This is a genomic window from Labrys sp. (in: a-proteobacteria) (assembly GCF_047605565.1).
Classification (GTDB): Bacteria; Pseudomonadota; Alphaproteobacteria; order Rhizobiales; family Labraceae; genus Labrys; species Labrys neptuniae.
This window is the reverse complement of sequence record NZ_JASGFM010000006.1, coordinates 50787-72691: the sequence shown is the minus strand read 5'-3', so window position 1 is coordinate 72691 and position 21905 is coordinate 50787. Positions and strand designations below refer to the sequence as shown.

Below are 21905 nucleotides of genomic sequence, written 5' to 3'. Positions count from 1 at the left end.
TGCGGCACTGGCCGGATCGATGCCACCCGCTTCCTGCGGTCTCATGCCGACAGCACCGATGCTGGATCGAACATCGCGACCGTAGGTCTCAGCCGTCAATGGCAAACAGGGCGTAGCCCGAACCTTCGAGGCCACTGCGGCGGACGGCCAGGCGGCGGCCATCGGCGGACCATGCCGCTTCTGTGGCGAGCCTGGGTACGACCGCATCGATCAGGCGCTGGCCGGTCCGGATGTCCCAAACCTGCAGGATGCCGTCTGCCCCGACGGGGCGCAGGATCAGGGACAATCTGCGCCCATCCGGCGACAGCAGCAGCCAGTTGGTCGAGATCTGCTGTCCGGCGATGCCGAGATCGTGGCTGGATCTGCGGCCGTCCGCTTGTATGATTTCGATCGCGCCCTTGTCGGCGCGGACGACCGCGGTGGTGCCGTCGGGCGTGTTCACCGGCATGTCGCCGGAGCCGAATGCCCTGTTCCAATTCACCTGGCCTCGATCGATCTTTTCCCCTGCGATCGTCCATGCACCGGTGAAAAGCCGGAACCGCTGATTGTCCGGGTCGAACTGGCCGAAGCCGGACCGGCTTGCAGGGATGTCGTCCAACGGCTTTTCCCAGCCGGCTTCGCCGCCCGCCAGGGCCATGAGCTTGAGGGTCGCCGCGACCTGTTCCTTGGCGGCAGGGGCAGCTGCCTTGCCCGGCTGCGGTACGGCCATCGCGGCATGGCGGCCGTTCCAGGCGAGCAGGATGGCACCGTTGAGCCGGCCTTCCTCGAAGCCGCCGAGTGGTGTGCGGTTGAGGACCGTGCCCGATTCGGCCGATACTTCAAGCAATATGTAGCGCTGGGGAATAGCGCCGGTGGCGGTGGCCGGCCGGGTTTCGGTCATCGCCAGGGCGAGGCGATCGCTATCGCCTTCGAAGGCCATGGCGGGATTGTTGAGGCTTTTGCCGTCGAACAGAGTCGGAAATTCATGGGCGGCGATGCAGCCGCTGCGGCGGAGCCAGATATCGATGAGGCCGCAGCTGCGCAGTTGCTGGCCGATGGCATAAATGCCGCCGCCAACGAGCATGGCCGCGGCAAGGCATCCGACGATCAGTCGCCGCGTTCCCAAGCCCATTCCTCCTGTGTCCGGTCCTGGCCTTGTCGAGGGGTGCCGGATGATCGATTTCCGATCATAGCGCCGCTTCGGGAATGGCGCTTGTTTCACAAGATACCGGGCGGCGCATCGGGTGTGCGCCGCCGGTCCTGTTCAGGAGAGTTGCGCAGTTCGCGACGATCAGGCCTGGCCGACGGTCGGCTGGCTCTGGGCGAGGCGGTTGCGATAGAGCGCCACGAAGTCGATCGGGTCGATCATCAGGGGCGGAAAGCCGCCATTGCGCGTGCAGTCGGCGATGATCTGGCGCGCAAAGGGGAAGAGCAGGCGCGGGCCTTCGATCATCACCATGGCGTGGATGTTGTCTTCGGGGATGCCGGCAAGACGGATCACCGCGCCATAGAGCAGCTCGAACTTGAACAGGGTGTTGGCGCCTTCGCCGGCGCCGCCTTCGATCGAAAGCTCGACTTCGTAGTCGGGGCCACCGAGCGGTTTGCCATTGACGTTGACGGTGAGCTGGATCTGCGGCGAGTTCTGCAGGTTGCCGAGCGAACGCGGTGCATTGGGGTTCTCGAAGGAGAGATCCTTGATGTATTGCGCCAGCACGTTGAGGGAGGGCTGGACTTCCTGCGCCTCTTCGGGGCCGTTCTGCTGTTCGTTCGCCATTTCGAGTTCCTTAGTGGGTGTGCAGCCCTTGGGCCGAAGGAAAAAGCGCTCCGGAGCGTCTTGTGGTCCGGCAAGGCCGCCGAACCTGGCAACGACGCGTCAGAACAAAGGGCTAGGGCAAGGCGCGTTCCAGCTTGGAGACACCATACTCTAGGAATCACAATCAGCGGCAGTCCGATCATGACAGGCCGCTGAGCCAGCGCGCGGGTACCACGCCAGGGCCGTGGCGACAAGGGGAGCTTGAACTTCCGCTCCTGCGAGCGCTCGCCGCGCCTTGCCAATTTTCAGGCTATGACTGGCGCAGGGCGTCGTCGATCTCGGCCTTGGTCGGGATGGAGGACTGGGCGCCGGGCCGGGTGCAGGCCAGCGAGCCGCTGGCGGCGCCGCGAGCCAGGGCAGCGTCGAAACCGAGGCCCTGGTCGAGGGCAGCAGCATAGGCGCCGGTGAAACTGTCGCCGGCGGCGGTGGTGTCGACCGGCGTCACCTTGAGGGCCGGTGCGGTGTGGCGTGTGCCCTTGCTCCAGCCGACCACGCCTTCGGCGCCCAGCGTCACGATGCCGGCGCAGCCGAAGCGCTCGCTGATCACACGGGCGGCTTCGACAGGATCGGTCGCCTCGATACCGGCAGCTTTGGCCACTACCAGGGCCTCATGCTCGTTGACGACGAGATCGTCGACGAGGCGCAGGACCTCTTCGGGGAGCGGGCCGGCGGGCGCCACGTTGAAGACGACGCGGGCACCGCGCGATTTGGCATGCTTGATGGCGGCGAAATTTTCGGAATCGCGGATCTCGCGCTGCAGCAGCACGATATCGCCCTCAGCGAGGTCGAACGTCTCGAGCTGCGCGGCGCGCGTGGCCTGGTTGGCGCCGGACGCGACGACGATGGCGTTCTCGGCTTTCTCGTCCACCGTGATCAAGGCGACGCAGGTCGGCTTGTCGACCGGCAGCACCGGCGCGACATCGACGCCGGCTTCCCGCATCACCGACAGGGCGAGATCGGCGAAGCCGTCATTGCCGCGCGAGCCGATGATGGCGGTCTTCGAGCCGGCGCGTGCCGCCGACACCGCCTGATTGGCGCCCTTGCCGCCCGGCACCATGAAATAACCTTCGCACAGCACGGTCTCGCCAGGGTGGGGGATATGGCTGACATTGGTGACCAGGTCCACGCCAAGCGAACCGAACACGACGATCATAGGGCGGTTTCCTCGATTGTTTTGGAAAGCATAACGGGAAAGGCGAGGCGCGCAACTCGGCCTCTCCAGAGCAAAGCGCGTTCATGACTGAACGCTTGTTTGCTCAAACTTTTTGGCTCGACCCGTCTTTGCGATTCGAGGTGACTCCGTCAAATCGCAAAAACACTATTGGGACAGGTTCAGGCCGTGCGCTCGCCGTTGAGCGCCCGGATGGCGGCCGCGAGGGCAGCCGCGCGCTCGCCGACTTCGGCGGCGCTGCGCCCGGCAGCATAGAGGTCCGAACCCACGCCGAAGCCGTCGACGCCGACGGCGAGATAGGGCGGAATGGTCTGGGGCGAGACGCCGCCGACCACCAGCACCTTGGTGCTGCGCGGCAGCACGGCGCGCATGGCCTTGACGGCGACGGGCGATGCCATCTCGGCCGGGAACAGCTTCAGGGCGTCGGCGCCCGCGTCCAGCGCGGCGAAGGCCTCGGTCGGCGTGAAGAAGCCGGGAAGGGACAGGAGGCCGCGCGCCTTGCTGGCCCGGATCACCTCGACATCGGTGTTGGGCGAGACGATTACCGTGCCGCCCGCCTCGGCGACGCCGGCGACGTCGTCGACGGTCAGCACGGTGCCGGCGCCGACCAAGGCACGTCCGGCGAGGCCGCGGGCGAGCAGGCCGATGGAGCGAAGAGGATCGGGCGAGTTGAGCGGCACTTCCAGGATGCGGATGCCGGCCGCGACGATCGCCTCGGCGATGGCTTCCACCTCGTCCGGTTTGACCCCACGCAGGATGGCGACCAGCGGCATCTCGGCCAGGGCAGAGGCGAGGGTGAGGCTCATGGTTGTGTCCTTGTTGTCGGTTCGAGGGGCCGGATGTCAGCGAGCCGCGGCGAGGGTGGAAAGACCATCGAGGAAAGCCCGTTCCGGCGCGATGATCTCGATGGCGCTGCCGCGGGCCCTCAACGCCGAAACATAGCGTTTGGCCAGCACGCCGTCCGCGACCAGCGTAACGAGATGGTCGGCGCCGTAGCGCTTGAAGGCGCCCTCGATCTCGGCATTGATCAGCAGGCCAGAGAGATAGGGGCCGACCTTTTCGCCGCTCATCTCACCGGCGAGCACGCGGGTGCGGGCTTGGAACAGGCGGTTCAGCAGGCCGCGTTCGTCGGTGGCCGCTTCCAGCCCGTCGTCGAAGCCGGTGAGATCCTCGGGCTCGGCGGCCAGGCGGGCGAGCAGGCTATGCTGGCGGTAGAGGGCGTAGGTCTCACCCGTCATGAAGGTGGCAAAACCGGTGATGACGCCGTCCTCGACCCTTGCCCATTTGGAATGGGTGCCGGGCAGGCAGACCAGGCCATTGCGGACATCGGTGCCGAAGATCAGGGTTTCCTCGCCACGCATGACGTCGGGGCTGGTTTCATCGTGTACGATCACGCCGGGAACGATCGAAATCCGCTCGTCGATGTGCAGCAGCGCCTCTGCAAGGCTCTTGGGCGAAGCGGGGCAGGGCGCATAGGCGGCTTCAGCCCAGCCATTGCGGGCACCGACCATGCCGGCCATCAGTACCGGCGCATCGGGGCTGGCCTTCATCCAGGCGCCGCAATGGCGCTCCAGCACGGCCGCAAAGCCGCCGGCCGGGACCGTCGACATGCCGTCCTCGGCCGAGACCCGGTCGAGCACCGTGCCGGCGCCATCGAGGCGATAGGCCCGGAAACGGCTGGTGCCCCAGTCCACGGCGATGAGTTCGGATGTCATGCTGGTCCAATCCGGTTGGTGTTGGGTTCGACGCGCCTACATGCGCATCCCTCCGCCGATGCGCAAGCGTCATGGCGAGCATCGAGCCTTTATCGGGGCCGGGGATCGAGGCGCCCGGCCCTCGCCGAGTCCGAGGAAGGGCTCAATACCAACCACCGTCCACGATGATCTGCTGGTTGGTCATGCCCGAGGATTGCTCCGAGGCGAGGAAGAGCACGGCCTTGGCGATATCGTCGGGCACGAGCTTGCGCTTGAGCACCTGGTTGCGCGCGATCGCTTCCTCGCCCGCCTTGTCGACCCACAGCGCGAGCTGGCGTTCCGTCATGATCCAGCCGGGAATGACGCAGTTGACGCGGATATTGTCCTTGCCGAATTCGCGGGCCAGCACGCGGGTCAGGCCGTAGGCGGCCGATTTGGCGGTGGCGTAGGCGCTCAGATCCTCCGAGCCCATCAGCCAGGAGCCGGAACCAAGATTGACGATGGTGCCGCCGCCGGCGGCGATCATGTCGGGGATGGCGGCCTGGGCGGCGAAGAAGGCGTGCTTGAGGTTGACGGCGATCCGGTCGTCGAAATAGTCGGGCGTCACCTCGAAGAATTTATGGCGTTGGTCGTGGGCGGCATTGTTGACCAGCACCGTGACCGGTCCGAGCGTCGCGCTGATGTCGGCGATGGCGTCCTTCAGGGCCTCGATGTCGGTGATATCCGCCTTCTTGAACAGGACGGTGGCACCGCTCTGGTTGAGTTCGTCCGCCAGGGCCTGCGACGGTTTTTCGGCGATGTCGACGAAGCCGACCTTGGCGCCCTGATGGGCGAACAGCCTGACGGTGGCGGCGCCGATGCCCTGCCCGCCGCCGGTGATGACGACGGTGCGGCCTTTCAGATCTGGATAAATGGCGTTCGCCATCCCTGGGACTCCCTGATGCTTCTCGGTCTGAACGTGGATTCGTCCTACATATTGCGCGGTTCGGGTGCGCCGTCCAGCGTGTGTCGAGTGGGATGGCTCGACTTGTCGCCGGAAACCCGCGAGGCGGATGGCGGTCATGCGCCGGGGGCGCTGACAAAGGCGTTTGGAACGGCTAAGTAGGGGCAACATGATTGATCTGCAGCCCCGACCCGCCTTGGGCGGGCGCCGTGCTTTTAAAGGTATCCCATGAACTGGATCGCCAACGTCGTTCCGCCGCGTATCAAGGACTTCTTTTCGCGCCGCGACACGCCCGAGAATCTCTGGATCAAGGATCCGGAGACGGGGCAGATGGTCTTTCACAAGGACCTGGAGCAGAACAACTACGTCATCCCGGCCTCGAACTATCACATGCGCATGACGGCGACGCAGCGCCTCAAGCTGATGTTCGATGACGGCAAATGGGAAGACATCGCGCTTCCCGAGGTCGTGCCGGACCCGCTCAAGTTCAAGGACGAGAAGCGCTATGTCGACCGGCTGAAGGATGCCCGTACCAAGACCGCCATGACGGATGCGGTCAAGCTCGGTGCCGGCACGGTCGATGGCGTGTCGGCGGTGATTGCCGTGCAGGATTTCGACTTCATGGGCGGCTCGCTCGGCATGGCGGCCGGCGAGGCGGTGGTCAAGGGCCTGCTCACGGCGGCCGATCGCGGCGTACCCTTCGTGGTGTTCGCGTGCGGCGGCGGGATGCGCATGCAGGAAGGCATCCTGTCCCTGATGCAGATGGCGCGTACCACGGTGGCGATCCAGCGTTTCCGGGAAACCAGGAAGCCCTATATCGTGGTGCTGACCAACCCGACCACCGGCGGCATCACTGCGTCCTATGCGATGCTTGGCGACGTGCAGCTGGCCGAGCCGGGAGCCCTGATCGGCTTTGCAGGTCCGCGCGTCATCGAGCAGACCATCCGCGAGAAACTGCCCGAGGGCTTCCAGCGCTCCGAATATCTGCAGGAGCACGGCATGGTCGACATGGTCGTTCACCGCAACGAGATGAAGGCCACCGTCGCGCGCATCTGCCGACTGCTGACCAAGACCCCGCCCAAGGAGATCCCGGCGGAAGCCGCCTGATCTTCCAGGGAGGCCAGACCTTTCTTCAGGACGCGATTCCGGTGCACGGGCATCTTGCCCGTTCTTGGAAGCTCGGCGTTTGCAGGATCGGAAGAGCGGGCAAGGTGCCCGTGCACCGGAGCAGGTTGCCGGATTGACTCCCTCGCCCATGACTGTTATTTCTGTTTTTACAGAAATAGGATAAATCATGCGCCTGCTCGACTACCCCGAAGCCAAGACCTTCGTGCTCCATTGGGGCGAGATGGGAACCTATTGGGGAGTCAATCGCTCGGTGGCGCAGGTGCATGCGCTGCTCTATCTGTCCGAGAGGCCCGTCGACGCAGAGACCATCGTCGGGGAACTGGGCCTGGCCCGCTCCAACGTCTCCACCGCCCTCAAGGAATTGCAGGGCTACAACATCGTCCGCCGCGTGCATGTCGAGGGCGACCGGCGTGACCATTTCGTCGCCGAGACCGATCTGTGGGAGATGCTGATGCGCATCGCCATCGAACGCAAGCGCCGCGAAATCGATCCCACCATCCAGCTGCTGGGCGAGTTGTCCGAAAAGCTGCAGCGCGACGGCAACGCGCCGGCCCATATACGCGAGCGCGTGACGCGCCTGCACGACTTCATGTCCACGCTCAGTGGCTGGTACGAACAGGTCCGGGTGCTGCCCAAGCCCACCCTCGTGACCTTGATGAAGCTCGGCGGCAAGGTCGCGCGCTTCATCCCTGGCAGAAGCAGGGAATAGACCGGCGAGACGCGAGGCCGCTCCGAACCTTCTCGCGTCATGTTATTTCTTAATATTCAGAAATAACGGATATAACGATAGGAAACGACATGACTGAGATTGCCTACGCCCTCTACCTCGTCATCGCCATCGGCATCACCATCTGGGTGGCGCACACCCTGTCGCGCAGCGGCCTGGTCTTCCTGACCCAGTGCTTCGGCCAGAACGAGACCCTGGCGCGTTCGACCAACCATTTGCTCATCGTCGGCTTCTACCTCGTCAATATCGGCTTCATCACGCTCGCCCTCAGTCTGGGCGACGAGCCGACCACCATGACCGGGGCGATGCGTTTCCTAAGCGGCAAGGTGGGCCTCGCCGTGCTGGTGCTCGGCGCCATGCATTTCTTCAACATGGGGGCGATCGCCCAGCTCGGCCGCAAGGTGAATGGCTGGGTCGGGGAGGCGCGCGGGCCGGCCATGGCGGTCGCGACCGAAACGACGCCTGCTCCGTAACGGGCAGGCCCCGAGATCCGCATTGCCGTTCGATCTGGAAGGATGGCCGCCATGCTTGCCGCCCTTGCTCTCCTTTGCCTGGTTTGCGCCGCCATCTTCCTGCTGACACGCCATGGTGCCAGGCGACCTCACTTCCCCAGCATCACGCTCGGCGCCGTTGCCGCGGGCCCGGCCTTTCTCCTCGGACTGGCCCTGGCGGCACTTGGCTGGCAGCCGGATCGGCCCGTCCCGCTCCACGTGGATTCGGATCTGCTCCCGGCTTTGATGGGGTTGATGCTAGCCGCCGTCATTGTCGGCACCATCATTGCCTTTCCGCTTGCCATGCTGGGAGCGATGGCACTGTCGGGGCTCGGCCGGGACAATATCGGGTTGCGCCACCCGGCATTCTGGGCGCTGACGGGCGCGCTCGCAGCCGGAGGGCCAGCGGCCTGCATTGGCATGGAAGATTCGGAGTTTCTCACCGCCTTCGCGTTCACCGGTGCGGTCGTCGCCTCCATCAGCCGCTGGCGGGTCGCATGGGATGACGCCTAGGAAAGATCTGCCTCATGACAGGCACTGAAACGTCTCGACGGTATCCGGGTCCGAACTGGGCAAGCATCTGCCTGGCGGGTGTCGCTGCCGGTCCTGTCTTCCTGCTCGGGTTGGCGATAATCGCTGGCATACGCCAGCCCACCGACATTGCGAGGTCAATCAGAGATCTACCCTCTCTGCTCGCCCTCCTGCCGGTGGCCATCGGGTTTGGTATCATCATTGGCTTTCCCCTTGCCGCTCTCGGCGGATCGATCATGTTCTATTTTGGCATGTCCAATAACATCGCGCGATCGCCCGTCGTCTGGGCGCTGGCCGGCGCAGGATCTGCAGGCATTCCAATGCTGATACTGACAGGGGGGATGAATTGGCCCCTTCCGTTTGCCTTCACCGGTGCGGTGGTTGCTTCGATCTGTCGCTGGCGTACTTCCTGGGTGACATGATCGCCGGCGAGAAAGGGTCTGGCCCCCCGCCGGGGGAAAAGGTAAGGCTGACGTTGATTAGTTTCCTCTCCGGTTCGATCCGAACCAGGTCAATTCGAGGCCTTACCTCCCCCATGACGCAGTCCGACGCCTATCTCTCCCGCTTCATGGCGCTGCATCCGAAAAAGATCGACCTCTCGCTCGACCGGATCGAGAGGCTGCTGGCCAAGCTCGGCCATCCCGAGCGGCAGGTGCCGCCGGTGATCCATGTCGCCGGCACCAATGGCAAGGGCTCGACCATCGCCTTCCTGCGCGCGGCGCTGGAAGCCGCCGGCTATGGCGTGCACGTCTATACCTCGCCCCATCTCGTACATTTCCACGAGCGTATCCGGTTGGCCGGGTCCAGGGGCAGCGCTGGCGCCCTGGTGAGCGAAGACATGCTGATCGAGGCCTTTGAGGCCTGCGAGCAGGCCAATGACGGCGCGCCGATCACCTTCTTCGAAATCACGACCGCCGCCGCCTTCAAGCTCTTCGCCGAGAATCCGGCCGACGTCCTCTTGCTGGAGGTGGGGCTCGGCGGACGCATGGACACCACCAACGTCATCGACAAGCCGCTTCTCAGCGTGATCACCTCGATCTCGCATGACCATGCCGATTTCCTCGGCACCGACATCGAGGGCATCGCCCGCGAGAAGGCCGGCATCCTCAAGCGCGGCGCACGCGGCGTGATCTATCCGCAGATCGACGCTGTCAGGGCCGTGATCGAAAGCGTGGCCGCGCGGGTCGGCGCACCACTGGTGATCGGCGGGCAGGATTTCGACGTGCATGAGGAGAATGGCCGCCTGGTCTATCAGGACGAGAGCGGCCTGCTCGATCTGCCTTTGCCGCGCCTTGCCGGGCGACACCAGCACCGCAATGCCGGTCTTGCCATCGCCGCGCTGCGCAGCCAGACCCTGTTCACCGTCGAGGATGGCCATTTCGAGAAGGCGATGCAGGCAGTGGAATGGCCCGCCCGCCTGCAGCGCATCGCCCAGGGTGCCATACCGGCCCTGCTGCCACCGGGCTCCGAGATCTGGCTCGACGGCAGCCACAATGTCGATGGCGGCCGTGTGCTGGCCGAGGCCCTCGCCGAACTGGAGGAGCGCAATCCCCGGCCGCTGGTGCTGGTGACGGGCATGCTGACCACCAAGGATTCCGACGGGTTCCTGCACAATTTCGCCGGTCTCGCCCGTGAGGTGCATACGGTGCCGATCGAGCACAGTGCGGCAGCCCGCGCCCCCGAGGCCGTGGCCGAAGCGGCGCGCCAGGCCGGGCTCGCTGCCCGCGCCCATGGCAGTCTTCAGGCCGCGCTCGAGGCGATCGCCAGCGAAGCCTTTCCGGTGGCACCTCGCGTCGTGCTCACCGGCTCGCTCTATCTCGCCGGCGAGATCCTCGCCTTCAATGGCACGGCGCCGAAATAGGCCCCAGAGGCTGCCTCAGGCTTTTCCTGCATTGGCGAGGATGATCTCGCGCCAGAGGCGCGTCGGAGTCACCCAGGCGTCGGGCGCATTGTATTTGCCCGAATAGATCACGGCGGCGATGCCGGCATCCGGCATCAGCCAGAGGCGCTGGCCGCCATTGCCGAAGCCGGCGATCCAGGGATGCTCGCCGCCGGGCAGGGCTGTCGTCGCGTCTGCGCCGATGAACCACAGCCGGCCATAGGCCAGACCGTCACCGGTCGGTATGGCAGGCTTCAACGAGGCTTCGATCCAGGCCTGCGATATGATTCGATCGCCGTTCCACAGGCCCTTGGCGAGCACCAGCTCGCCGATCCGCAGCAGGTCGGCGGCGCGCAGGCGCAGGCCCGAAGCCGCCGAGGCGACGCCGTCATCGCCGGCGATCCATTCGAACCTGTCGATGCCGAGTGGCTCGAACAGCGTTTCCCGGGCGAATTCGGGCAGGGCCTTGCCGGTTCCGCGCCGGATCAGCTCGCCAATCAGGGCGACGCTGCCGCCCGAATAGATCCAGCGTGTGCCAGGTTCCGCGACGACGGGTCGCTCGAGGACGAAGCGGTAGCGATCCGGCGCCATTTCCATGGCGATCTCGCTGTTCAGCGGATCGGTATAGGGCCGCTCTTCGTCCCATTCGAGCCCGAGCGTCATGGTAAGGGCATGCTCGATCCGTAGCCCCTGCCGGTCGGATGCGGCGATGAGGTCGGGATAGTCCGGAAAATGCGGCAGCAGGGGCGCGTCCGGCGGCGGCACGAGCTTGCGGTCGAGGGCGATGCCATAGAGCAGGCCGACGACGCTCTTGGTGACCGAGCGCAGATCGTGCAGCGTCTGCGGCCCGAAGCCGACCTCGCCGAGCGGCCTGCCCCAGCTCTCGTCCACGCCAGCCTGGTAATGTTCGAGAATGGTGCGTCCGTCCTGGCTGGCGAGGACGACATGCAGGTCACGCAAGAGGCCGGAGGCGATACCGGCGGCAAGCTTGTCCTGCATGGTCAGCCTGCCGCCCATGGCTTTTGCCGGCGCATCCATCGAGGTCATGATGATTGGTTCCCTCTAGCCGAAGTCGCGAATATCAGCCCGGCTCAATCCGGCCTGACGATGCTGCGCAACGGGCTGCCCGCTGCAGCGATGCGCGCAATGCCGTCGGCAAGGCCCTCGACCGTCACGGTCATGGTGTGGCCGGTGGCGTGGATCATCGTCGTTTCGTCGCGGACCATGGCGACGTGGCCCTTCCAGAACAGGAGGTCGCCGCGCCGCAATTGCGCGAGAGGGCCGGCGGGGTCGAGCCGCTCGCCCGGCAGTTCGCCTTCCTGCATGTCGCTGTCGCGCGGGCAGGCCAGGCCGCAGGCATGGCGTGCCATCTGCACCAGGGCCGAACAATCGAGGCCGAGGCTTGATTTGCCACCCCACAGATAGGGCACGCCGAGGAAACGCTCGGCGACCGCGACCGGGTCGTCCTCCTCGGAATCGACAGGCCTGGCATGGGCGGCGAAGACGAAGCCCCAATCCTCGAGGCGAAGGAACTGCCCCTCGCTGGCGACCACGGAAAGGACGGAACCATGGCTCAGTGCCAGCATCACCGGCGCCTTGATCGACGGTACGGGGTAGATGAAGCTGCGCAGCACGCCGATGCTATGGGTGGCGGGGCGCGGGGCCGCCAGCGCATTGGCGGACAGCCAGCCGACATAGCCGTCCCGGTCGGCCTGGCCCCAGGCCCAGCCTTCCATCTCGTCATAGACGGTGAAGCTCTCGCCAAAGAGGAGCTCGGTATCGATGGAGGCGGAGAAATCCGGATCGGGCCGCAGCGGCACCGCCGTCTCGATGACGCGGCGCTCGCTGCCCTCGACATAGCGTGGCGCCGTGACGATGCCGCGTAGCGAGGCTGCGGCGAGATCGGGGCGAGCCGGGGTGATGCGTCGATCATGGGCAGTCAATGCAACAGTCCTTCAAACGGGTCTTGTCTTCAATGGAGCAGCCTGTGCCGTCCCGCAAGATCTTCGCACCCCCAGGGTCGTCAGCGCGGAAGGTCCTTGCCAAGGGCGACCAGGATGTCGCCGAGCTTCTCGACATAGAGCGCACCGTCCACCGTGCGCTGGATGATGACATTGCGCCGGTCGAACTCATCGCGCCGCCGCGCGGTGAGCTTGAGCTTGGCCAGGCTGTCGAGCGCACGGGTGATTACCGGCTTGGTGACATCGAGCTTGGCGGCGAGGCCGCGCACCGTATGAGGCGGGGCTTCCAGATAGACGGTGAGGAGAATGGCGAGCTGCCGGCTCGACAGATCTGGCTGGGCGTCGCGCACCAGCGTCAGCATGACGTCATGCCAGAGCCGCAACGCCTGCGCCGGCCGCATCTCCACCGCCATCGCCCCTCTGTGCCTCCCTGCCGCCGGCATTCGAAGGACCAGGATAGGGGGTAATCACGCAGATTGGGTTAATTGCATGCCCTGAAATGCCGAAAACAAGGGCCAAAAGTTCACTCGATAGAAAACAGTAGAACCTGGGACATTTTAGTAGAAGAGATTTCTTTGGAACCAGCGAAGGAGGCAGAAAGATATGGAAATGGTTTCAAGTTGGTCATAGTTCTCTTGCAACATAGAGGGATGATTCTATTTGGGTGAGATTGAAAGGCTTCCGGAGTATGACGGGAACGCATGAAGAGCCGGAACTCAAATTATGCCAGGGCTTTTGGCATCGACACGATATTCGTGAGCAAGACCCTGCGATAGTCGCTGTCGATCAGGCGATATGCACTTCCTTTCGGTTGGCGGATAAATGGGGTTTTTTCGATCGCTCTGGTAAACTCATGCCTGAGGCGACGGACTATTTTGGTCCGAGCAATACCTATATGTTTCAGGTGCCGGAGTTATCTTGCGAGGTTGCGGACGTTCCGGATCACGGTAAAGCGGGATTGATTTTCGGTGGCCGGGTCAATCTTCATTTTGGGCATTTTTTGCTTGAGACGCTGCCGAGGCTTTGGTCGATCGCGCGCGCTGGCCTCGGCGGCCGCAAGGTCCTCTATCAATCCGGCTTCGCCCTCTCGGATTGGTATAATCGGCCCTTTGTAAAACCCTGCTTCGAAGCCCTGGGAATCCGCGAAAGCGACATCGTCCAATGCACCGGACCCGAGATCGTTCGCGATGTTCTGGTGCCACTACCCTGTGTCCAGCAAAACTCCTGGATCCATCGGGACGCGGCAAGGAGTCTTTTCAAGAAGATCGGCACCGAACTCCTTACCGGGGATGATGCCTCCATCAATGAGGTGCCTGTCTATCTGTCCAAGACACGATATAAACAGAAGGGCACGGGTATTATCAATGAAATCGATCTGGAAGAGAATTTAGCAAAGCTCGGGGTGGAAATAATATATCCGGAAACACTAAGTCTCGTGGATCAAATCAGGATATTCAAGAATCGAAAGACAATTGTAGGTGCTCTCGGATCTGCCTTTCATACAGCGGCTTTTGCGCAACCTGCTGGACGCCAAATCATACTTGCGCATAACTATCACGTGAATTCAAACTACAGATTGTTCGACATTGCAGGTGGGAATGATCCAGAATATTATTATAGTAATAATATTATCGAAATCGGCAAGACACCTGAAATCAGTTATACGTTGAGATGTGAAAACCCACAAGCAGTTGCAAGGGCACTATACGATCTGATCTGATCGTAAGTAGCTTATTGGATCGAAAGGCCAGCGATATCATGCGGTCGTTTGATTTGTTTTAGAGAATTTACTCTATTCTTCGGCTATATACAGAGCTACGCCTATTTATGGGCGCAGCTTTGCTATATAATATTACAGTTGCGATTTTGCTTTGAGCTGTATTCGTCGCGCACAAGCCTGGTGTGCTCACCGCCGGAGCGCCAGCGATGATGCATGAAGGTTCGATACCCTTCCACCGTCACCAGGGGTTCGATGGATATGCCGATCGGACCCCATGTCGGGAAGAAAGCAAAATCGCCATCGGTGATATTGCGGCGGATCAGCGGTCCACGAGTCCAGATGCCGGGAAATGTCGCATCAAAATCGCTAGCATCGAGATCGGTTAGTTCGAGATGGGCCCAATCATTCGGTCGCACGCCCTTGGTGCCGTCGCTTGCCGGCAGACGCCGCCAAGCGGTTTGCGGCAAGCTCTCGGCAATGTCCTCGGCTGTCCCGGCAACGGCCTGCGGCTTTGCCCATGAGCGGAAGGGACGGTCGGCATTCCCCCAGCACATAATCTCTTGCGGCCCGTTTGAGCGCCATTTCGATATCACCGCCACCGTAGACACCGTCGGTCGCCACCCGGGAAAATGGCGCATTCGACGCGATGGCGCGTTCAATCATAGCGAGCGGCAAGGCCGGCTTGATGGTAAAGCCGGTATTGGGCTGTGGCCATCCGGTTCCGATCATCCGCCCGGGTCTTCGGCAAATGGAGCGCCCGATCGATGAAGGCGTGGCCGTGGCACGAGACATAGGATGCAAAGACGCCGATCTGGTTATTGGCAGCCTTGTCCGCCGATCCGGTGTATTGACGCGCCACCTCACGCGACGCCTTACCCTGTTTGAGGAAGCCAGTCTCATCAAGGACCGGCACCACATGACTGCGGCCCAAAATGGCCCGCTGACGCCACGGACCGCATCCAGCGAGTCTTGCGCCGCTCATCTCCGAGCAATAGGCTTTGAGCCGGCCGGACTGTTAGCGTAACGGAGGCCTGCGTCCGAGGTAAGGGCAGATCCGAGGCGTAACTTGCGCTTGCCAGCATAAAATAGGTGTGTCCTTTGGTATGCGGTAACTACAACCTCGAGTTATGAAGCTAAGTTTTACGATTATAAACTGCCTCAAGCAAGCGAAAGAGCTCAAATTGTAATTTTACAATAAGTCCAAGAAAAATAAATTCGCTCTCCTTTCCGAAGTGGGTATAAATAATGCCATGAGATATCTTACGCTTTCTGCCGCGAAGAATATAGGATTCGATCCTAATGTTGTGAAGTCCTTGCCGAAATCCTCCGGTGTGGCTCAGGAGAGAGAACACGTGTGGAATTGCGAATCGGATTGGGGGCGGGGCTGGAGCTTTCCTGACATTAAGTCTTTGCCTCCCAATGAAGAAGCGAAGCGCCGCTTACATTTTTTTGAGTTTAACTCAAAAGAATCCCTTAAAAATTTCACCGGCTTCGATTTGCCTATCAGCTATAGCATTTTAACTTGCTACGTCGTCTGTAGCATTAAAGAGTTTAACGTTGATAACAATGGTTTGAATTATATTTTCTATTTCGGAGGGGGTGGTTCAAATTTTGGGTTGAAACCCTCTTTCATAAATTGCTCAAAAAGAATTACACTTTTTTATGAAGGTACTACGTTAAATTTACCTATCTCGGAAGAGCTTAAAAAAGGTGAATTCGATGTCATTCTGATATCTTGGGACGGACTTACAGCTAATTTTAAGATGGGGAATTTTCCTATCGTTTCCGTGAAGCTTCCAAAGCTTAATTACCGCGGGATTGTTTTAGGCAAGGCTTGGCAGCACGTATCTAGTCCGCCCGGATTCGAGGGGAGGATTGTAGAGTTTGGTTTGATGAGCAAAGCCTATTCTGGAATCGAGATGGAGGAAATTTACAACCAAACTCGCAGCGAAATTCTGGGATGAAAATGCCGTGCATGCCAAAGCAGGTTGGAGATAGTGGAGTTGAACCATAAGAGCGTCTTGAGATCGTGCACCGGGTTTTGGATTGACAACGACGTTAGGGAAGGTTCACCGAAACTTGCCTTGGTAAAAAGGGCGACATTCACAAAGCCCGTTATAAACGGTCGTTGGGGAGCCTTTTATCCGGATGGTTCACTTCTTACCGAAGCAACCTTTTACACGGGTAAAGAGAATAGCGTAAGATTTCAGATTCCGGAACTTGGTGTTTCGGCCGAAGACGTGCTATATAATAATCGGTCTGATTATATATATGGTGGAAATGTTTCACTTCACTATGGGCATTATATATTAGATACAATTTCTAGACTATGGTACGTAAGCAAGTATGGCCTTGATGGTCGCAAAATGGTCTTTCAGTCGGGCTTTCCTGACGGTGTGAATCGTTGGTATAAGAACCCCGTCGTTACGAGTACCATGTGGGCCTTGGGCATTAAAGATAGTGATATATTTCAGCCCGAGTATCCCGAAGCGCTAAGGGATGTCTTGATCCCTGAGCCTTGTATGCAGGAAAAATCGTTTATCTATATCGATGCAGCTTCTCACTTGTATCATTATATTGGAGATAAAATCTGTGGTAATTATAGCAACGAAATGTCAGAAAGGCCTGTATACATATCAAAATCAAAATTAAAGACCAAGGGAACCGGTCTTGCAAATGAGAAAGATTTGGAACTTGCCCTCCAAAGTTTGGGTTTCGATATATTTTATCCTGAGCTTGAAAGTTTTTCCGATCAAATCAGGCTGTTCCGCGAACGAAAATATATTGTCGGTTTCCTCGGCTCTGCTTTTCACACGGCTGCTTTCTCCCATTGCAAGGGGCGTATAATTATTATTGGTCACGGGGAAAAGAATAATCCCAACTATCAGTTGTTCGATCTAGCGGGAAATAACAGTCCAGAATATTATCATTCTCCCGAAATCGTTCAAATTGGTCGATACGAGGACGAGCATCACACTCTGGGCTATGCATTTAGGAGCGAGAATCCAAAAGCGTTGGCCGACGATGTTTTGAGAGTGATCAACAGCGATCCGAGAACCGTGATATAGGCGCTTAGCCGGTACTGTTCAGGGTTTGAGTTCCAGGGCATGAACTGGTCGGTCTGAAATTCGCCCGCTTCGACGCGGCGTTGCGGGCCGGCGGCTTCTTGGCAATGCGCGGGCAGATCGTCGACGCCATCATCATGGCCGAGCCCAAGCAGCGCAACACGAAGGATGAGAAGCAGGCAATCAAGGAGGGGCGCGTCGCTGATGCCTGGAAGGGTAAACCGGCGAAGATCGCGCAAAAGGACCGCGATGCACGAAGTACACTAAGGCCAAGCTACAAGAGGAGGGCACGAAGCCGGTCGATCTGGCGATCCCGGCCTTTGGCTATAAGAAGCATGTCTCCATCGAGCGCGAGCACGGTCTGATCCGCAAATGGACGGTAACTGACGCCGCGCTCACGACGGAGCGCACCTGACCGACGTGCTCGACGCGACAAACACGGCGAGTGGCGTTTGGGCTGACACAGCCTACCGCTCGGCTAGGAACGAGGCGATGCTGAACGAGCGCCACCTTGTCTCGCGCATTCACCGCAAGAAGCCGAAAGGCAAGCCCATGCCCGAGCGCACCCGCCGAGCCAATGCGATGAAGTCCAAGGTCCGCGCCGCCGTCGAGCATGTGTTCACTCATGAGAAGGGGCCTATGGCGCTCGTCGTGAGAACCATCGGTTTGGTGCGGGCGAAGGTGAAGATCGGCTTGACCAACCTTGCCAACAACATGCGGCGGAGCGTCTGGCTGCACGCCAGAGCCGCCACCGCATGACCACAAAGGTACTGGGAACTCCGACAAGCGCCAAGCCTCATGCCCCACCACAAGACAAAGCCCTCCAGACCGCGTACCCGATCTCTCTCATCCCGTTTCGGCGATAAAAATCGGATTTATGGTGGTATCTAGACACTCCATGCGCTCGTCCGACAGAGTATGCATGGTCTGAAGGATCAGGACCTTGAACATCAATACCGTGTCAAACGGCGGCCGACCGCCCTTCGAGTGGTCCGCATGCGATACGGCTACCTCTAGAGCAACCCGGAACATCTCGAAATCGATGACCGTATTCAGGCGCTAGATCGTCGTCTTTGGCCGAAAGCTCGGCCAGACGCTCCTCAAAGTCGAAAAACCCGGGAATGCCTGCGCTCATGATCCCTCCAGCTGCCATCCCGCATGGAATCACACCAAACTCAAAAAACACGAGGGTTTTTAGAGGTGCCCAGTTTCTCGAACCGTCCAGTGGCGTGCCGTAATCCGCAACGGCTTGCCGAAGGAATGATGAGGCTAGCCATGGAAAATTCCACGCAATGATGGCACGAATTCAGCGTGTGGAGAGGATGTAATTTCGCAGCGTTCGTTCAAGTACCAGCCCGCTTACCAGACAGACCATTCCGAATACTATCGTATAAGGCTTGTCCAGCACGAGTTGACCATAGCCTGTATAGTAGGCAGAGCGCATCCATTCCACGATCTGCAATGCAGGATTGTATGCAAGAAACGATCGGTAAGGCTCCGGAACCATGTCAGGCACAAAGACCACGCCGGACGAAGCCCAAATGGCAATGATGAGTAGAGAATAGCCAGTCATCCACATCGGGACTGCGATGACGATGACGCTGTTGATCACGCCCATGCCGCATCCAAGCAGGATTGCGGCTCCCAACGCCCCAAAGGCGGTGCCTATGTCTCGCGGCATGATCGGGATATCGAAAGCAAAGCCGAGAAAGAGCATAATTAGAATCACAAGGCCCGACGTAACGACTTCGAGCAAAGCGCCAGCGATGAGCACATCGAGTGTATTTACGCCGGGCAAGTTTAGTAGCGGCTTGGTCGATAGAAGATTGACCATCATAAAACGCGAAAGATAGGAAAAGACCATAAATGGTATAGTTCCGGTCGCAATAAACAAAACGGCACTATCGCCATAGGGAGCGGCTCGCCCCGTAAGGCTGAAGATGAGTATAAGAATGAGAATATGCGACACGGGCCAGCCAACCGCTATGATATAGCCGAGCCCATGGCCAAAAAAACGCGTCCTAATATTTCGGAGAATGACCGCATGTACGACCCGGCGTTGCCTCTCAAGCGCAGCCAATATCGTAATGGAGGAGGTTCTACTCAAGTCCACCTCAATATCCTATCCCGATGAATCCAGCCATTCGGTCCGCCTCTCTTCTTCAGTGTGGCACAAGGCCGTTTCCGGCGAAGCTCCTTGCCTATCTACGAGTGTCTTTTGAGCCTGTATCATAACCAATAGTAGCGACGGATCTCTTCTGGAGATGCAATCGAATTTGTAGACTGAATGTCACACTCCGTAATGTATTTCTCATATCCATAGGATTCCATATCAATTCTTGACCACTTTCGCCAAATATCCGGATAGCTGTCACGGAGAGTGGTGGAATTCGGGTTCAAGTTCGTGCAGAAAACAAGTCCTGTGGGCGCCGCATCATAAATGCGCATATCGATATCGGGTCTGTATTCCTTCAACATGCAAACGACTTTCCAGACATCCCCCGTCCAGCCGCCGCCGTTGTCAGCGCGGGAAAGCATGGACTTGTGGGTTGGAACACAGTCGTGCAACACGATGATCGAGTTCTGGTTGCAATATTTTTCCGTATTGTAAAAATCCCGCAGCAGGGCTTCCGCTTCGTGTAGGCCGTCTAGAAATGCAAAATCGATATTGTCATTCAATAATTGTCTAGGGTCATAGCTCCTGAAGAAAAGATCGCTTGTCATTTGAAAAAAGAGTGTCGCCGGACGTCGGCCGGTCGCAGAAGTTTTAAGTATAAATCGCGGATCTATTGCGATAGTTCGGCACTCTACATGATCAAGAGACGAACCGGTATTTGTTCCAATCTCTAAATATGTCTTAGGCTGTAGATACCTATGAAAATTTTTGAGAACCTCTAAATAATGGTTGCCTGATAGGGCTCTTCCCAGGAAATTTTGATCCTGAGATTGAAGCTTGTTGTTCGAATCAAAATTTGGTTGACCGTTCATGATAGTATTCCAATCTCGGTAGAAGGCCTTGGGATAAGGTATCGGAGATATCTAGATTATCTTTGTACAAGAGATTCAGCGCCAAACAAGTCCATCGTATTGACCTGGATTGCTTACGATGGTGAGCCAGCCGGCATCCGGGGTAAAATTTTTTCTTGGTGCTAAGCGGGCACCTAGACACCATTTTCTTGCCACATTTTTAGATGGCTCTCTATCAAGTCCATATTGTTGACAGCTTGTTTGCCGAGTTCCGTGCAGCGGCACCGAGGTTCCAGTTGAGGGCAGCACCGATGGGATATCCAGTCTGTTTTCATCACTGCCCTTTCTCGGAGCCCACCATCGGGTGGGGGAACCCTGACTTTCTAGAGCGTGGTCCTCGGCTCGATCGGTACCAGTCTACTCAGCCCCAGCAACTCCTCCAGCACGGCGCCCGCACCTAGCAGCGCCGCCTCGCCACGTGGCCGGCCGATGAGTTGCACGCCGACGGGGCGGCCATCGTCCGTGAAGCCGGCGGGCATGGCCAGGGAGGGGCAGGAGGTCATGGTGACGACACTGGCGATCTTGAGCCAGTCGACATAGTTCTCGAACACCCTGCCCTCGACTTCGCGCACCCAGCGCTGCTCGATGCCGAGCGGCGGCGTGCAGGCGGCTGGGGCGATCAGCACGTCATAGCGCGAGAAGAAGGCGGCGATGTCGTCATAGAGCTTGCTGCGGCGGAGCATGGCGGCACCGATCGTATCGGCGTCGAGGGCGCGGCCCTTCTCGATGTTCCAGATCACGTCGGGCTTGAGTTCGCTGCGGCGCGTCTCCAGCAGTTCACGCATGCCGGCGGCGTAGGAAAGGGCGCGCAGCGTCTGGAAGGCCTCGGGCACGCCGGTGAAATCCGGACAGGCCTCCTCGACGATCGAGCCGGCCTCCTCCAGTTTCCTGGCCGCAGCCTCGGCGATCGCCCTGGTCTCGCGATGGACCGGTGTGATGCCGAGGTCAGGCGAGAAGGCGACCCGTTTGGGCGCCTGCCGGCGGCGGGCGCTTTCGCGAAAGCCGATGGCTGGCTGCTCCAGCGACAGGGGATCCTCGATGTGCCAGCCGGCCATGGCGTCGAGCATCAGCGCCACATCCTCGACCGTGCGCGCCATCGGGCCGTTGACCGGCAGGGTCTCGAACTTGATGCCGTCGGGGCCGCTGGCGACCCGGCCGGGCGAGGGGCGCAAGCCCACCACTGAGCAGAAGCTCGCGGGTGTGCGCAGCGAGCCGCCGAGATCCGAGCCGGTTGCCAGCCAGACCTGCCCGGTGGCGAGCGCCACGGCCGCCCCGCCCGAGGACCCGCCGGCGTTCAGCCTGGTGTCCCAGGGGTTGAGCGTGTCGCCGAACACGGCATTGAAGGTGTTGGCGCCGGCGCCGAATTCGGGCGTGTTGCTCTTGCCGATGGTGATGCCGCCGTGGGCTTCCAGGCGCTCGACCATGATGTCCGAGCGCGTGGGCACGTGATCCTTGTAGATCTGCGAGCCATAGGTCGTGCGTACGCCGGCAACGTCGTTGAGGTCCTTGACGGCGAGCGGCAGGCCGCTGAGCCAGTGCGGGTCTTCGCTGGGCGGGGCTGCCATTAGCCGGCGGGCCTGGTCGCGGGCGCGCTCGGGGCAGAGCGTGACCATGGCATTGACCTTGCCGTCGACAGCCCCGATGCGGGCAAGCGAGGCCTCGACGAGATCGAGCGGGCTGACCTCGCGCCGCCTGAGGCGCTCGACAACCTCGCAAGCGGTCAGGCGGATCAGTTCGTCATGGCTACTCATGGCGCGAATTCCCGGAAGGCTGGAT

Annotated in this window: 21 protein-coding genes and 3 pseudogenes; 10 read left to right on the top strand and 14 right to left on the bottom strand. The window is 60.2% G+C overall.

Going from position 1 to position 21905, the window contains the following annotated elements; genetic code table 11:
- Positions 1 to 88 precede the first annotated feature (88 nt).
- The 6 genes from QM672_RS08325 to QM672_RS08300 form a co-directional block, all read right to left on the bottom strand.
- Complete coding sequence (locus QM672_RS08325) at positions 89 to 1105, bottom strand: hypothetical protein (protein WP_415081877.1); 1017 nt, start codon at positions 1103 to 1105, stop codon at positions 89 to 91.
- 165 nt (positions 1106 to 1270) lie between these two features.
- Complete coding sequence (secB, locus tag QM672_RS08320; protein ID WP_068283502.1) at positions 1271 to 1753, bottom strand: protein-export chaperone SecB; 483 nt, start codon at positions 1751 to 1753, stop codon at positions 1271 to 1273.
- 289 nt (positions 1754 to 2042) lie between these two features.
- On the bottom strand, positions 2043 to 2945 hold the full coding sequence (locus QM672_RS08315) for a ribokinase (protein WP_311934078.1): 903 nt from the start codon (positions 2943 to 2945) through the stop codon (positions 2043 to 2045).
- A gap of 179 nt (positions 2946 to 3124) precedes the next feature.
- Entirely contained in the window at positions 3125 to 3769 is a 645-nt protein-coding gene (locus QM672_RS08310) for a 2-dehydro-3-deoxy-6-phosphogalactonate aldolase (protein ID WP_415081874.1), read from the bottom strand.
- 36 nt (positions 3770 to 3805) lie between these two features.
- Positions 3806 to 4678 carry a 2-dehydro-3-deoxygalactonokinase gene (locus QM672_RS08305; RefSeq protein ID WP_415081872.1) on the bottom strand — a complete coding sequence of 291 codons (873 nt, stop codon included), beginning with the start codon at positions 4676 to 4678 and terminating at the stop codon, positions 3806 to 3808.
- Between the two features lie 142 nt (positions 4679 to 4820).
- Positions 4821 to 5582 (bottom strand): SDR family NAD(P)-dependent oxidoreductase, encoded by a 762-nt coding sequence (locus QM672_RS08300; RefSeq protein WP_311934081.1) that lies wholly within the window; start codon positions 5580 to 5582, stop codon positions 4821 to 4823.
- Positions 5583 to 5828: 246 nt separating this feature from the next.
- Between QM672_RS08300 and accD the strand changes: the two genes are divergently transcribed.
- The 6 genes from accD to QM672_RS08270 all read left to right on the top strand — a co-directional run bounded on the left by accD (position 5829) and on the right by QM672_RS08270 (position 10338).
- Positions 5829 to 6707, top strand: a complete 879-nt coding sequence (gene accD / locus QM672_RS08295) for an acetyl-CoA carboxylase, carboxyltransferase subunit beta (protein ID WP_068283517.1) — start codon at positions 5829 to 5831, stop codon at positions 6705 to 6707.
- A gap of 187 nt (positions 6708 to 6894) precedes the next feature.
- Entirely contained in the window at positions 6895 to 7437 is a 543-nt protein-coding gene (locus QM672_RS08290; protein WP_311934082.1) for a GbsR/MarR family transcriptional regulator, read from the top strand.
- A gap of 89 nt (positions 7438 to 7526) precedes the next feature.
- The gene (locus QM672_RS08285) at positions 7527 to 7928 is read left to right on the top strand and encodes a hypothetical protein (protein ID WP_311934083.1); all 402 of its coding nucleotides are present in this window, start codon (positions 7527 to 7529) and stop codon (positions 7926 to 7928) included.
- A 51-nt stretch (positions 7929 to 7979) separates the two neighbouring features.
- Positions 7980 to 8459 (top strand): hypothetical protein, encoded by a 480-nt coding sequence (locus QM672_RS08280; RefSeq protein WP_415081868.1) that lies wholly within the window; start codon positions 7980 to 7982, stop codon positions 8457 to 8459.
- A 14-nt stretch (positions 8460 to 8473) separates the two neighbouring features.
- On the top strand, positions 8474 to 8899 hold the full coding sequence (locus QM672_RS08275) for a hypothetical protein (RefSeq protein ID WP_311934085.1): 426 nt from the start codon (positions 8474 to 8476) through the stop codon (positions 8897 to 8899).
- A 113-nt stretch (positions 8900 to 9012) separates the two neighbouring features.
- Positions 9013 to 10338 (top strand): bifunctional folylpolyglutamate synthase/dihydrofolate synthase, encoded by a 1326-nt coding sequence (locus QM672_RS08270; protein WP_415081866.1) that lies wholly within the window; start codon positions 9013 to 9015, stop codon positions 10336 to 10338.
- Positions 10339 to 10353: 15 nt separating this feature from the next.
- Here the strand turns inward: QM672_RS08270 and QM672_RS08265 are convergent, their stop codons facing one another.
- The 3 genes from QM672_RS08265 to QM672_RS08255 form a co-directional block, all read right to left on the bottom strand.
- A complete protein-coding gene (locus QM672_RS08265) occupies positions 10354 to 11403 on the bottom strand; it encodes a serine hydrolase domain-containing protein (protein WP_415081864.1) in 1050 nt (349 codons plus the stop codon).
- A 44-nt stretch (positions 11404 to 11447) separates the two neighbouring features.
- Positions 11448 to 12299: an NlpC/P60 family protein gene (locus tag QM672_RS08260; RefSeq protein ID WP_415081861.1), complete on the bottom strand. Its 852-nt coding sequence runs from the start codon at positions 12297 to 12299 to the stop codon at positions 11448 to 11450.
- A gap of 80 nt (positions 12300 to 12379) precedes the next feature.
- A complete protein-coding gene (locus QM672_RS08255) occupies positions 12380 to 12730 on the bottom strand; it encodes a MarR family transcriptional regulator (RefSeq protein ID WP_311934089.1) in 351 nt (116 codons plus the stop codon).
- 275 nt (positions 12731 to 13005) lie between these two features.
- Between QM672_RS08255 and QM672_RS08250 the strand changes: the two genes are divergently transcribed.
- Complete coding sequence (locus QM672_RS08250; protein WP_415081859.1) at positions 13006 to 14037, top strand: glycosyltransferase family 61 protein; 1032 nt, start codon at positions 13006 to 13008, stop codon at positions 14035 to 14037.
- 221 nt (positions 14038 to 14258) lie between these two features.
- Here QM672_RS08250 and QM672_RS08245 read toward each other — a convergent pair.
- Positions 14259 to 15029: pseudogene (locus QM672_RS08245) on the bottom strand (transposase); the annotation flags it as partial.
- A gap of 258 nt (positions 15030 to 15287) precedes the next feature.
- Between QM672_RS08245 and QM672_RS08240 the strand changes: the two are divergent.
- From QM672_RS08240 to QM672_RS08230, 3 genes and pseudogenes are all read left to right on the top strand, one after another.
- On the top strand, positions 15288 to 16001 hold the full coding sequence (locus tag QM672_RS08240; RefSeq protein ID WP_415081857.1) for a hypothetical protein: 714 nt from the start codon (positions 15288 to 15290) through the stop codon (positions 15999 to 16001).
- A gap of 39 nt (positions 16002 to 16040) precedes the next feature.
- The gene (locus QM672_RS08235; RefSeq protein ID WP_415081855.1) at positions 16041 to 17105 is read left to right on the top strand and encodes a glycosyltransferase family 61 protein; all 1065 of its coding nucleotides are present in this window, start codon (positions 16041 to 16043) and stop codon (positions 17103 to 17105) included.
- Positions 17106 to 17134: 29 nt separating this feature from the next.
- A pseudogene (locus QM672_RS08230) lies at positions 17135 to 17861 on the top strand (transposase); the annotation flags it as partial.
- Positions 17862 to 17990: 129 nt separating this feature from the next.
- Here the strand turns inward: QM672_RS08230 and QM672_RS08225 are convergent.
- From QM672_RS08225 to QM672_RS08210, 4 genes and pseudogenes are all read right to left on the bottom strand, one after another.
- A pseudogene (locus QM672_RS08225) lies at positions 17991 to 18237 on the bottom strand (transposase); the annotation flags it as partial.
- A gap of 171 nt (positions 18238 to 18408) precedes the next feature.
- Positions 18409 to 19209 (bottom strand): ABC transporter permease, encoded by an 801-nt coding sequence (locus tag QM672_RS08220; RefSeq protein WP_415081853.1) that lies wholly within the window; start codon positions 19207 to 19209, stop codon positions 18409 to 18411.
- Positions 19210 to 19331: 122 nt separating this feature from the next.
- The gene (locus tag QM672_RS08215; RefSeq protein ID WP_415081851.1) at positions 19332 to 20090 is read right to left on the bottom strand and encodes a class I SAM-dependent methyltransferase; all 759 of its coding nucleotides are present in this window, start codon (positions 20088 to 20090) and stop codon (positions 19332 to 19334) included.
- Between the two features lie 362 nt (positions 20091 to 20452).
- Positions 20453 to 21880, bottom strand: coding sequence for an amidase (locus tag QM672_RS08210; RefSeq protein WP_415081849.1), 1428 nt, complete (start codon positions 21878 to 21880; stop codon positions 20453 to 20455).
- Positions 21881 to 21905 lie beyond the last annotated feature (25 nt).